Source organism: Pseudomonas sp. Pme6b (assembly GCF_058129925.1).
Genome location: NZ_CM176704.1, coordinates 590,301 through 602,889 on the forward strand (window position 1 = coordinate 590,301; position 12,589 = coordinate 602,889).

Consider the following 12,589-nt stretch of genomic DNA (forward strand, 5'->3'; position numbering starts at 1 on the left):
GGCCCCATGACTGCCGCCAGCCATGCTCCGCTCAAATACCTGCAGGCCTATCCGCAGACCCTGCAGGATCAAGTGCATCAGCTGATTGCCCAGAACCGTCTGGCGGACTATCTGGAGCAGCGCTACCCTGAGCGTCATCAGATACAAAGCGACAAGGCTCTTTACGCCTACGCGCTGGCGCTCAAGCAGGATTACCTGCGCAACGCGCCGGCCATCAGGAAGGTGCTCTTCGATAGTCGCCTGGACCTGACCCATCGCGCGCTCGGGTTGCACACTAAAATATCCAGAGTGCAGGGCGGCAAGCTCAAGGCAAGCAATGAAATTAGGGTAGCCGCCTTGTTCAAGGAAGCCCCTGCACAATTCCTGAAGATGATCGTGGTTCATGAGCTCGCACATTTTCGCGAGTCAGACCACAACAAGGCGTTCTACCAGTTATGCGAGCACATGCTGCCCGGGTATCACCAGCTGGAATTCGACCTGCGCGTCTACCTGACCTATAACGAGCTGCAGGCTTCGAACGGCAAGCTTTAAGCTCGCAACTGCCCTGCTAGGGATACCCGAGCACGGCCTTGATGCTGTTCAGGTTGCGGGCGATCCATGTTTTGTCGATGGCGCCCCAGTTGCGAATACGGTAATTGCCTGCGTGATTGCGGGCACCTTCCTGCTGTTCGAATTCACACACGATGTCCAGATCGGAGAGCGCGCTGATGGTGTCCTGCGCGGTGCGGCGTGGCATGCCGGTTACGGCGGTCAGTTCGGGTACGCTGCTGGCGAGCTTCGAATCAATCAGGTACGCCACGTACAGGCGGCGATAGAAACTGCTTTTGGTCTTGCTGACCTCCATCGACGAATCCCTTTTCAATGCTTTCAATGTGCAGCTTGCAGCTCAAGGCGTGCAACTGCTCTTAGTCCAGATCGCGGCGCATGCCGATGTGGGGGATGTCGTCTTCCAGGTAGACCTCGCCCACCGGGTTGAAACCGTAGCGGCTGTAATAGCCTTGCAGGTGGGCTTGTGCCGACAGATAGATGGGCTGGTCAGGCCATTTGCGTTCGGCGTTTTCCAGAGCCTGTTCCATCAGTTCATGGCCAATGCCCCGGCTGCGAATCGAAGGGGCTGTCACGACTCGCCCAATAGTGACGTCGCCGCCCTGCTGGATAGGGTCCAGCAAGCGCAGGTAGGCGACCAGCTTGTCTTCCTGCCAGGCCATCAGGTGGCAGGTATCGCCCGTCAGGTCCTGCCCGTCCACGTCCAGATACACACATTGCTGCTCGACCACAAACACCTCGGCGCGCAGTTGCAGCACGGCATACAGCTGCTGGATGCTCAACTCGGTGTGATGTTTGCAGATCCATTTGATAGACATGTCGCAGACTCGCAGGGAAACCAGAAGAGAAGTCTAAACGTATCCGCCGACATTCCCAATAAACGCTGTCAACGATGTGCGTACAGCTTTACTGAGCATGTTCTTCTTCCGGCTTGTCTACTGACCGCTTCAGGTCTTCAATTAAAAGCTGCTGGCACTCTCATGAGTGATGGTTTTGCTGCCGATAGGATTAAATCGGGTATACCGCCCTTTTCAGGAACCTGAGCATGTCGCAGTGGCTTCGAGCGGTTGGGTTGCTGGTCTTTTTGCTGATGGCGCATGCCAGTGCAGCCGAGAAACTGCGCCTCGTCGCTGACCCTTGGCCACCTTTTACCGATGCGCTGCTGCTCAACGGCGGACTTGCGACCGATATCGTCAATACGGCGTTGCGCCGCGCCGGATACACCACTCTGTATGAGCAAGTGCCTTGGGCGCGGGCAATGCTGGGGTTGAGTGAAGGGCGGCACGATGTTCTGATCAACGCATGGTTCAGCGAAGATCGCACAAAAATTGGTCAGTTTTCAGCCGAATACCTGCTTAATAGGGTGCGCTTCATCAAACGCAAGGAATCGGCTATCGAGGTTCGGAGCCATGAACAACTGCACAATTACATGATTGCGGTTGTACGCGGTTATGCCTATTCCCCTGCGTTTGACAGCGACAGTCTGCTCAAGAAGGTTCCCGTACAAAACTTCTCCACAGCCGTACGCATGCTCGCTGCCGAACGTGTGGACCTGACACTGGAGGACGAATACGTCGCTCGCTATAACCTGGCGATGGAGCCCGACGAGGTTCGCGACCGTGTCGAGTTTCTACCCGGCTCGTTGAGCGAGAACAGTCTGCATATTCTGGTCAGCCTGAAAAACCCTCAGCACGCAAAAATCGTCGCCGATTTTGATCGTGAAATTGCCGCCATGAAGGCCGACGGCACCTACGACGAGCTGTTCAGACTGCATGGGCTGCAACAGCCTCCGGAGCTTTGATCAGGTGGGCGGCAAGGGTGCGTAGCGGTGCCAGCTGGCGGCAGATCAAGGCTAGCTGAGCCTGTACCAGACGCTGGCTTTCGTCCATCTCTTCCGGTAGCTGTTCCAGTTGCGCGGCCAGTGCTTCCTCTGCGTCACTCTGTACGGCGACAGGTTTCTTCTCGGCCAGCCCTGCGGCGATTTCGTCGATACTGGCTGCCAGCGTAGCGCCGACGTTATCGATCAGGTGTTCGCGGACATCGCCAGGCAACTGTGTATCACGGTGCGCGCCGAGGCCGGAAAGGTAGCTCAGCAGCGTATGTGACAGGACCAGAAAGCGGAAACCGACATCGGCCTCCTTGCGGAAGTGACCGGGCTCCATAAGCATGTTTGCCAATGTGGTCGACAGCGCAGCGTCGGCATTGTGTGCGTTGCGTCGCGCCAGTCGATAGGCAAGGTCGTCACTCTTGCCCTTGGCGTACTGCTGCATGATCTGCCGCAGGTAAATGCTGTTGCAGGTCAGGGTGTTGGCCAGCACCTTGTTCAGGCGTCGTCCTTGCCAGTCCGGCAGGAACAGGAACACCGCGAGCCCGGCGATCAAGCTGCCCAGCAGCGTATCGAACAGCCGTGGCAGGAACAGCCCGTAACCGTCGCCGACCTGATTGAAACAGAACAGCACCATGACTGTGATGGCGGCGGTCGACAGGGTGTAGCGCGTGGTGCGATTGACGAAGAACACCACACCGGCCAACACCGCGCACATCGATTGCAGAATCGGACTGGTAACCAGATCGAACAGTACCCAGCCGACCGTCAGACCTATTGCCGTACCAATGATCCGCTGGCCGAGTTTGCGCCGGGTGGCGCCGTAGCTCGGCTGGCAGACAAACACCGTGGTCAGGATGATCCAGTAGCCCTGTGACGGGTGAATCAGGTGCACCATCGCATAACCGATGGTCAGCGCCAGCGGCAGGCGCAGGGCGTGGCGGAACAGCAGTGAGGTCGGGGTCATCTGCAGGCGCAGGCGGGTCCAGACATCCTTGAGGTTGCGCGGCGAGCGGTCCAGCAGGCTGCTGTCGGTGGCATCGGCCACGGCGTCCGGGTTGCTGGCGTCGCTGATCAGGCGATCCAGTGTGCCGAGGTTGGCAGCCAGCGCACGCAGCGAACGCAACAGGCCACGCCACGCAGGGTTGCTCTGGATGCGCAGGTGTTCCAGAGAGGCGTGCAGGTCTTCCATGGCTTCGGCGAAGCTGGGGTCATACACGAACGGCTGCCGCAGCTGGATGGATTCTGACAGCGCCTGGCAGGCAACGCCCTGTTGACGCAGCAGGCGCTGGCAGCGGAACAGCACATCGCTGTGGAAAAAGGCGTCGGCCAGTGAGTTGTAGGGGTAGTGCGACGAGCTGGCGCGCTCGTGGATGTCCTGGGCGATGAAATACAGCTTCAGGTAGCGGCTGACTTTCGAACCGGGGCGGCCGCTGCCAACGCGGTGCAGGATGATTTCCTTGGTGGAGTTCAGCGCGGCGACCACTTTGCCATTCTGCTGCGCCAGTTCCAGACGACGGGCCTCTACATTGAGTGTGCGGATCGGCTCAAACAGCGTCGACTTGAGTTTCAGGTACTGCCCCAGCTCACGGAACAGCCGGGCCAGCGCCTGTTGCACCGGCTGGTTGGAAAACAGCATCTGCCACAGCACTGACAGCAGGCCATACCAGGTTGCACCCGCCACCAGCAGCATCGGCTCATGCCAGAAGTCCAGTACCTCACCGCCGCGCTGATCGACGCCGATCATGGTGTAGACCGAGAGGATCAGCGTGCCGTAGGCGATTGCGCCATACCGCTCACCCAGCGCGCCGAGCATGGTCAGGCAGAAGCTGGCCAGCGCCAGCGAGCAGACAAACAGGATGGGGTAGGGGAAGAGCAATTCGACGGCGAGGGCGGCGATGCTGAAACACACCAGTGTCACGGCCAGGGCATTGAGTCGGCCTTGCCAGCTATCGTCAGTCTCTGCCAGTGCGCAGGCAATAATCCCCAGAAACAGCGGGATCAGCAATGCCATCTCGTTTTGGTACCAGCACAGCGCCATGCTGCCGGTCAGTGCGATAAAGACTCGAACGCTATAGCTGAATTTATCCAGCGCCCACAATCGACGGAATGTATGACGGAGAGATTTCGATGCCATGGGTAAGCTGACGGCCCTGTTCGCAATTGATCAATTCTGCAGGAGGATATGTACAGACCAAACGACTGGCTGTACATCCGCTTGGCAAAATTTATACCGATTTGCAGTGTCGTGATGTTACGCCACGCGCACTACGTCACACGTACTGCGCCGCTGCGTACGCCGAGGCCCACGCCCACTGAAAGTTGAAGCCGCCCAGATGACCGCTCACATCGAGCACTTCGCCGACGAAATAGAGGCCGGGGGATTTCAGTGACTCCATGGTCTTGGACGACACTTCACGGGTATCAATACCGCCCAGCGTCACTTCAGCGGTGCGATAACCCTCGGTGCCTGCCGGGACCACCTGCCAGCTCGCCAGCTTTTCGGCGATGTCGGCCAGTTCGGCATGGGTGTACTGCTTCATGGGTTTGGACACGAACCAGTGTTCGGCGATCAGATTGGCCATCTTCTTGGTGAAAATCTCGCCCAGCAGGGTTTTCAATTCGCTGTTGGGACGCTCGGCCTGTTGCTGACTGAGCCAGGTGGGCACATCGTGATCGGGCAGCAGGTTGATTTCCACGGTGTCACCGGGCTGCCAGAACGAAGAGATCTGCAGGATCGCCGGACCACTGAGGCCGCGATGCGTGAACAGGATGTTTTCGCGGAAGCTGGTGTCATTGCAACTGACCAGGCAATCCACCGATGTGCCTGAAAGCTCTGTGCACAGCTCCTTGAGCTGATCGGTGATGGTGAACGGCACCAGGCCTGCGCGGGTGGGCAGCAGCGTGTGGCCGAACTGCTTGCCGACCTGATAGCCGAAACCGGTTGCGCCCAGCGTCGGAATCGACAGCCCGCCCGTGGCGATGACCAGTGCCTCGCAGCTCAACGTGCCCAGCGTGGTTTGCAGGCTGTAGCCGGATTCGGTCTTTTCGATCTGCTGCACGGAGGTATCCATGTGCAGGCTGACACCGGCCTGTCGACATTCCTCCAGGAGCATTTCCAGAATGTCGCTGGACTTGTTGTCACAGAAAAGCTGACCAAGCTTCTTCTCGTTATAAGGCACGCCATGTTTGGCGACCATCGCGATGAAATCCCACTGGGTGTAGCGCGCCAGGGCCGATTTGCAGAAGTGCGGGTTCTGCGACAGGAAGTTGGCCGGCTCGGTGTACATGTTGGTGAAGTTGCAGCGCCCGCCACCGGACATGAGGATCTTCTTGCCGGGTTTGTTGGCGTGATCGATCAACATCACCCGGCGCCCGCGAGCGGCAGCGGTGAACGCACACATCAGACCAGCGGCGCCAGCGCCAATGATTACAACGTCGGTAACGGGCACAGCGTGTTTCCTCGATCTGTAGGTCACGATCGTTCCCATGCTCCGCGCTAAGCTATATACAAGCCTGTTTTTGATTCTGGCCGAAGGCCGTGGGAGCGGACCGGGCGACGCTTCGCTTGTTCGCGAAAGGGCCGGTATGTTCTCCGAAGATTTATCGTCTGAACTACCGTCTTCGCGAACAAGTTCGCTCCCACGCCCTACGGGCAGAGGCCTGAAAACCGCGTTTTCAGGACCTTCGGGGCCTGTATATGATGCTCGGCGCGGAGTGTAGGGACTATCAGGGTCAACTATAAACTTTACAAAATCCGCACGCGCAGCGACTTGCCTTTGATCTTGCCGTTGTTCAAACGCTCCAGAGCCTGTTTGGCCATGCTGCGCTCGACGGCGACGTACGCCTGGAAATCGAAGATCGCGATCTTGCCCACCTGAGTGCCTGCAATACCCGCTTCGCCGGTCAGCGCGCCAAGAATGTCGCCCGGGCGCAGTTTGTCCTTGCGACCCGAACCGATGCACAGCGTCGTCATGGTCGGCAGCAGTTTGCCGCCTTCCTTAACGCTTAGCTGATCGTACTGCTGCCAGTTCAACGGGGCTTTCTGCAATTCTTCGATAGCGCGGGCGCGCTGGCTTTCCGACGGTGCCACAAGGCTGACCGCGATGCCTTTTTCGCCTGCGCGACCGGTACGGCCTACGCGGTGAATGTGGATTTCCGAATCGCGCGCCAGCTCGACGTTGATCACCATGTCCAGTGCGTCGATGTCCAGACCGCGCGCGGCCACGTCGGTGGCGACCAGTACCGAGGTGCTGCGGTTGGCGAACATCGCCAGTACCTGATCGCGGTCGCGCTGTTCCAGATCACCATGCAGACCGACGGCAGACATGCCTTTGGCGGTCAGGTGGTCGACCACTTCCTGAACCTGCTGCTTGGTGAAGCAGAACGCCACACAGGACGCCGGACGGAAATGACCGAGTACCTTGACCACCGCTTCCAGACGCTGCTCCGGAGAGATTTCATAGAAAATCTGCTCGATCTGGCTGTCGGCGTGCAGCGCTTCGACTTTTACGGTCTGTGGGTCACGCATGAATTTCGACGACAGCTGCTTGATGCCGACCGGGTAGGTCGCGGAGAACAGCAGGGTCTGACGGCGCTGCGGGGTCTGCTCGATGATGTCGGCGATGGCGTCGTAGAAGCCCATGTCCAGCATGCGGTCGGCTTCATCGAGGATCAGCGTGTTCAGGCCGTCCAGCACCAGCGAACCCTTGCGCAAATGTTGCTGAATACGCCCCGGCGTACCGACGATGATGTGCGCGCCGTGCTCCAGCGAGCCGATCTGCGGGCCGAAAGACACGCCGCCGCAGAGGGTCAGCACCTTGATGTTGTCTTCCGAGCGCGCCAGACGGCGGATTTCCTTGGCGACCTGATCCGCCAGTTCGCGGGTCGGGCACATGACCAGTGCCTGGCAACCGAAGAACCGCGGGTTGATCGGGTTGAGCAGGCCGATACCGAAGGCAGCGGTCTTGCCGCTGCCGGTCTTGGCTTGCGCGATCAGGTCCATGCCCTTGAGGATCACCGGCAGGCTCTGCGCCTGAATCGGTGTCATCTCGGCGTAACCAAGCGACTCCAGGTTAGCCAGCATGGCAGCGGACAGAGGCAGAGAATTGAAAGCGGTGTTAGTCACGACGGTGGACCTGCAAAACAAAAATGTCGCGTAGTGTATCACCCGCCAGTCAGACCTGGCACCGCGATAAAGGTCGTGGGAGCGAGCTTGCTCGCGAAGGGGTCCGTACAACCCCAGAAGATGGTCGTGAGCAATGCGGATCGCCGCCCCGGTCACTCCCACAGAATCCAGCAATGAGCGCGGAGCATGGGCGCGATAGCCAGGCAAAAAAATCCCCGCTGGAGGGCGGGGTTGAGGTTCGAGCGTGGCAGCTCGCAAAGGTGTATAGCAAGGCCCGTCCGGGAACGGGCCTGCAGGGCTTACAGCAGGATTGTGCGGATGTCCGCCAGCAATTCGCTCAAGCGCTTGGTGAAGCGGGCAGCAGCTGCGCCGTTGATCACGCGGTGATCGTAGGACAGCGACAGCGGCAGCATCAGTTTCGGCTGGAAGGCTTTACCGTCCCAGACGGGCTGGATGGTTGCCTTGGAAACACCGAGGATCGCCACTTCCGGCGCGTTGACGATCGGCGTGAAGCCGGTGCCGCCAATGTGGCCGAGGCTGGAGATGGTGAAGCACGCGCCCTGCATGTCGTTTGCAGTCAGCTTTTTGTTACGTGCCTTTTCAGCCAGTGCTGCGGCTTCGGCGGCCAGCTGCAACAGGCTCTTCTGATCGACGTCGCGGATAACCGGTACCAACAGGCCATCCGGGGTGTCCACGGCAAAGCCGATGTGCACGTACTTCTTGCGAATCACGGCCTTGCCGCTAGGTGCCAGCGAAGCGTTGAAGTCCGGCAGCTCCTTGAGCAAGTGGGCGCAGGACTTGAGCAGCAGTGGCAGAACGGTCAGCTTGACGCCAGCCTTCTCTGCAGCACCTTTCTGCGCAACACGGAAAGCTTCCAGGTCGGTAATGTCGGCCTGGTCGAATTGCGTGACGTGCGGAATGTTCAGCCAGCTGCGGTGCAGACCCGAAGCGCCGAGTTGCATCAGGCGCGTCATCGGTACTTCTTCGATCTCGCCGAAACGGCTGAAATCGACTTCCGGGATCGGCGGAATGCCCGAGCCGCCGCTTGCGCCGCCAGCCGGAGCGTCCTTGGCCTTCTGCATCATGGTCTTGACGTAAACCTGAACGTCTTCTTTCAGCACGCGGCCGTGTGGGCCGGTGGCGCTGACCGCGCTCAGCTCGACGCCGAACTCGCGTGCCAGCTGACGAACAGCCGGGCCTGCGTGAACCTTGGCGCCGTCTTTGGCCGGTGCAGCCGGAGCAGGTGCTGCTTCGGCTTTCGGCGCTGGAGCAGCGGCCGGTGCAGCCGCTTCAGCCTTGGCAGGAGCGGCAGCCGGTGCGCTGGCAGCAGGTGCCGGAGCTGCGGCGGGCGCTGCGCCTTCGACTTTCAGTTTGAGGATCAGGTCGCCGGTACCGACTTCCTGGTCCAGCTTGACTTCGATGCTCTCGACAACGCCTGCTGCCGGAGATGGGATCTCCATGCTGGCCTTGTCGGATTCCAGGGTGATCAACGACTGATCAGCCTGAATGGAGTCACCGACCTTGACCATCAGCTCGATGATTTTGGCCTTGCCCGACGAGCCGATGTCCGGCACGTGGATGTCCTGAACGCTGGCGCTGGCTGCCGGAGCAGGCGCAGCAGCGGCAGGTGCCGGTGCAGCTTCAGCCGGTTTTTCGGCAGCAGCAGGTGCCGCGGCAGGTTCGGCTGCGGGGGCAGGTGCGGCAGCCGCTTCGCCTTCCACTTCCAGCTCGAACAGCTCGTCGCCTTCTTTCAGGCGGTCGCCCAGCTTGACCTTCATGGCCTTGATGACGCCAGCCTTGGGAGCAGGGATTTCCATGCTCGCCTTGTCTGATTCCAGCGTCAGAATGCTCTGGTCGGCTTCGATGCGATCACCGACCTTGACCATCAATTCAATGACTTCGCCTTCACCGTTGCCGATGTAGGGTACACGAATTAACTCACTCACTATGTCTCTCCTTAGGAGAACCTGTTCACTCACCAATACGCTGGTTCAGTTACAACGAAACAGCGTTGGATGCTCATTTACGGTAGGTAAATTCCGCATCCTCGGCTGTTTACGCTCTGATCAGCGCTCTTGAAGCAGACTCTTAGCAGTCCAGTGGATTGCGTTTTTCAGGATCGATGCCGAACTTGGCGATGGCTTCCGCCACCACTTTAGGTTCGATATCGCCACGATCCGCCAAAGCTTCCAGGGCTGCCAGCACAACGAAGTGACGATCGACTTCAAAGAAGTGACGCAGCTTCTTGCGGCTGTCGCTACGGCCGAAACCGTCGGTGCCCAGGACTTTATACTCCTTGGTTGGAACCCACTGACGAATCTGGTCAGCGAACAGCTTCATGTAATCCGTCGATGCAATGACCGGGCCTTTGCGACCGTTGAGGCACTGCTCAACATAGCTCAGTTCCGGCTTCTGGCCAGGGTGCAGGCGGTTGTTACGCTCTACAGCCAGACCGTCGCGACGCAGTTCGTTGAAGCTGGTAACGCTCCAGACGTCAGCGCCGATGTTGAACTCGTCACGGAGAATCTTCGCCGCTTCGCGAACTTCACGCAGGATGGTGCCCGAGCCCAGCAACTGGACGTGGTGCGCCGCTTCCCTTGTGTCTTCTTCGAGCAGGTACATGCCCTTGACGATGCCTTCTTCCGCACCGGCCGGCATGGCTGGCTGGGTGTAGGACTCGTTCATCACGGTCAGGTAGTAGAAAACGTCCTGCTGCTCTTCGAACATCCGGCGCATACCGTCCTGGATGATCACTGCCAGTTCGTAACCGTAAGTCGGGTCGAAGGTGCGGCAGTTCGGGATGGTCGACGCCAGAATGTGGCTGTGACCGTCTTCGTGCTGCAGGCCTTCGCCGTTCAGCGTGGTACGGCCGGCGGTGCCGCCGATCAGGAAACCACGGGTGCGGCTGTCGCCAGCAGCCCATGCCAGATCGCCGATACGCTGGAAACCGAACATCGAGTAGAAGATGTAGAACGGAATCATCGGCTGGTTGTGGCTGGAATACGAAGTACCGGCAGCGATGAAGGAGGACATGGCGCCCGCTTCGTTGATGCCTTCTTCGAGAATCTGGCCTTTCTTGTCTTCGCGATAGAACATTACCTGTTCTTTATCGACTGGCTCGTAGAGCTGGCCGACCGACGAGTAGATGCCCAGCTGGCGGAACATGCCTTCCATACCGAAGGTACGGGCTTCGTCCGGGATGATCGGCACGATGCGCTGACCGACTTCCTTGTCCTTGACCAGCTGCGCCAGGATGCGCACGAAAGCCATGGTGGTGGAAATTTCACGGTCGCCCGAACCGTCAAGGATGGCCTTGAGGGTATCGAGTGGCGGCGTCGGCAGGCTGAAGCTCTGCGCGCGGCGCTGAGGTACGAAGCCACCCAGCGCAGCACGACGCTCGCTCAGGTAACGGGCTTCGGCGCTGCCTTCTTCCGGCTTGTAGAACGGCAGGGCTTCGAGTTCGGAGTCCTTGACCGGGATGTCGAAACGGTCACGGAAGTGACGCAGGCTGTCGACATCGACCTTCTTGGTGTTGTGTGCAGTGTTTTTCGCTTCGCCGGCGCCGGTGCCATAACCTTTGATGGTCTTGGCCAGAACCACGGTCGGTTGACCCTTGTGGTTGACGGCTTCGTGGTAGGCCGCATAAACCTTGTACGGATCGTGGCCACCACGGTTGAGTTTCCAGATCTCGTCGTCGGACAGATCGGCAACCATTGCCTTGAGTTCAGGCGAGTTGAAGAAGTGCTCGCGGACGAACGCGCCGTCCTTGGCCTTGTAGTTCTGGTATTCGCCGTCGATGACTTCGTCCATACGACGTTGCAGGATACCGTCGACGTCCTTGGCCAGCAGCGGGTCCCAGAAACGGCCCCAGATGACTTTGGTGACGTTCCACTGAGCACCACGGAACACGCCTTCCAGTTCCTGGATGATCTTGGCGTTGCCGCGAACCGGGCCGTCGAGGCGCTGCAGGTTGCAGTTGACGACGAAGATCAGGTTGTCGAGCTTCTCGCGACCGGCCAGAGCGATGGCGCCCAGGGATTCTGGCTCGTCGGTCTCGCCGTCACCCAGGAAGCACCAGACTTTCTGCTTGCCTTCCGGGATGTAACCGCGGTGCTCCAGGTACTTCATGAAGCGCGCCTGGTAGATCGCCTGGATCGGGCCAAGGCCCATCGATACAGTCGGGAACTGCCAGAAATCCTTCATCAGCCACGGGTGTGGGTAAGACGACAGGCCATTGCCGTCGACTTCCTGGCGGAAGTTGTTCATCTGGTCTTCGGTGATACGGCCTTCGAGGAACGCACGGGCATAGACGCCTGGCGATGCGTGACCCTGGAAGTAGATCAGGTCGCCGCCGTGTTCGTCGGTCGGGGCCTGGAAGAAGTAGTTGAAGCCGATGTCGTACAGCGTGGCGCTGGAGGCGAAGCTGGAGATGTGGCCGCCCAGATCCGGGTCGTTCAGGTTGGTTTTGACGACCATTGCCAATGCGTTCCAGCGCACCAGCGAGCGAATGCGGCGTTCCATGAACAGGTCGCCAGGCATGCGTGCTTCGTGGGTGACAGGAATCGTGTTGCGGTATGGCGTAGTGATGGCGTACGGCAGCTGCGAACCACTACGGGTGGCCAGCTCGCCCAAACGGGTCATCAGGTAGTGAGCGCGGTCTTCGCCTTCTTTGTCGAGAACCGATTCCAGGGCGTCCAGCCATTCCTGGGTTTCGACGGGATCGAGGTCTTGCATGGCTTGCTCCAGGGCGGAAAGGCTTCCAGAATCGGTTGCCTGAGTTTGCGACTGGCCTTGTGGGCAGACGACATAAATTCTTGGATTACCGGAGGGTGGGATCCGGCGGCGTGTAGTTTTACTACAAATCGACGACGATTTCAGCCCTCCGAGTATCGGACCCAGTAGTAAAACTACAGAGAAGCGACTCAATCGCTCCTGTTGTCTTGTAACTTAAAACGTTACTGTTGATTGCTATTGAATATCTTGCAGGGAAAAAGCGGATTTTTATGCTTCTAATTTGATTTTTCCAGCAATTTATAACCTTTGTTCGACAAGCGGTGCTGGCAGACGCGTCTTGCCGTCATGACAGACGG

General features: G+C 59.2%; 9 protein-coding genes. 2 read left to right on the forward strand and 7 right to left on the reverse strand.

What is annotated here, in order from left to right; translation table 11 throughout:
• The first annotated feature begins 6 nt into the window (after positions 1-6).
• Positions 7-531 (forward strand): M48 metallopeptidase family protein, encoded by a 525-nt coding sequence (locus AC4ANE_RS02660; RefSeq protein WP_002551758.1) that lies wholly within the window; start codon positions 7-9, stop codon positions 529-531.
• Between the two features lie 16 nt (positions 532-547).
• Here the strand turns inward: AC4ANE_RS02660 and AC4ANE_RS02665 are convergent, their stop codons facing one another.
• Both AC4ANE_RS02665 and AC4ANE_RS02670 read right to left on the reverse strand, forming a co-directional pair.
• On the reverse strand, positions 548-844 hold the full coding sequence (locus AC4ANE_RS02665; RefSeq protein WP_002551759.1) for a winged helix-turn-helix domain-containing protein: 297 nt from the start codon (positions 842-844) through the stop codon (positions 548-550).
• A 61-nt stretch (positions 845-905) separates the two neighbouring features.
• Complete coding sequence (locus tag AC4ANE_RS02670) at positions 906-1,364, reverse strand: GNAT family N-acetyltransferase (protein ID WP_002551760.1); 459 nt, start codon at positions 1,362-1,364, stop codon at positions 906-908.
• Between the two features lie 227 nt (positions 1,365-1,591).
• On the opposite strand from AC4ANE_RS02670, the gene AC4ANE_RS02675 reads away from it, so the two are divergent.
• The gene (locus AC4ANE_RS02675) at positions 1,592-2,347 is read left to right on the forward strand and encodes a substrate-binding periplasmic protein (RefSeq protein ID WP_002551761.1); all 756 of its coding nucleotides are present in this window, start codon (positions 1,592-1,594) and stop codon (positions 2,345-2,347) included.
• On the opposite strand, the gene yccS is transcribed toward AC4ANE_RS02675, so the two are convergent.
• From yccS to aceE, 5 genes are all read right to left on the reverse strand, one after another.
• The gene (gene yccS / locus AC4ANE_RS02680; RefSeq protein ID WP_032074424.1) at positions 2,310-4,508 is read right to left on the reverse strand and encodes a YccS family putative transporter; all 2,199 of its coding nucleotides are present in this window, start codon (positions 4,506-4,508) and stop codon (positions 2,310-2,312) included. The two genes, AC4ANE_RS02675 and yccS, sit on opposite strands and share 38 nt — an antisense overlap.
• Before the next feature lie 136 nt (positions 4,509-4,644).
• Positions 4,645-5,823, reverse strand: a complete 1,179-nt coding sequence (locus AC4ANE_RS02685; protein ID WP_002551763.1) for a BaiN/RdsA family NAD(P)/FAD-dependent oxidoreductase — start codon at positions 5,821-5,823, stop codon at positions 4,645-4,647.
• A 296-nt stretch (positions 5,824-6,119) separates the two neighbouring features.
• Positions 6,120-7,499 carry an ATP-dependent RNA helicase DbpA gene (gene dbpA / locus AC4ANE_RS02690; protein ID WP_002551764.1) on the reverse strand — a complete coding sequence of 460 codons (1,380 nt, stop codon included), beginning with the start codon at positions 7,497-7,499 and terminating at the stop codon, positions 6,120-6,122.
• Between the two features lie 299 nt (positions 7,500-7,798).
• On the reverse strand, positions 7,799-9,445 hold the full coding sequence (gene aceF, locus AC4ANE_RS02695) for a dihydrolipoyllysine-residue acetyltransferase (protein WP_057442601.1): 1,647 nt from the start codon (positions 9,443-9,445) through the stop codon (positions 7,799-7,801).
• 142 nt (positions 9,446-9,587) lie between these two features.
• Entirely contained in the window at positions 9,588-12,233 is a 2,646-nt protein-coding gene (gene aceE / locus AC4ANE_RS02700; RefSeq protein ID WP_002551766.1) for a pyruvate dehydrogenase (acetyl-transferring), homodimeric type, read from the reverse strand.
• Between the last annotated feature and the right edge of the window lie 356 nt (positions 12,234-12,589).

Bases quoted from the DNA above. Each gene is read 5' to 3' on its own strand.
- AC4ANE_RS02675 (WP_002551761.1), top strand. From the start codon at position 1,592: ATGTCGCAGTGGCTTCGAGCGGTTGGGTTGCTGGTCTTTTTGCTGATG.
- aceE (WP_002551766.1), bottom strand. From the start codon at position 12,233: ATGCAAGACCTCGATCCCGTCGAAACCCAGGAATGGCTGGACGCCCTG.
- yccS (WP_032074424.1), bottom strand. From the start codon at position 4,508: ATGGCATCGAAATCTCTCCGTCATACATTCCGTCGATTGTGGGCGCTG.
- AC4ANE_RS02670 (WP_002551760.1), bottom strand. From the start codon at position 1,364: ATGTCTATCAAATGGATCTGCAAACATCACACCGAGTTGAGCATCCAG.
- AC4ANE_RS02665 (WP_002551759.1), bottom strand. From the start codon at position 844: ATGGAGGTCAGCAAGACCAAAAGCAGTTTCTATCGCCGCCTGTACGTG.
- AC4ANE_RS02660 (WP_002551758.1), top strand. From the start codon at position 7: ATGACTGCCGCCAGCCATGCTCCGCTCAAATACCTGCAGGCCTATCCG.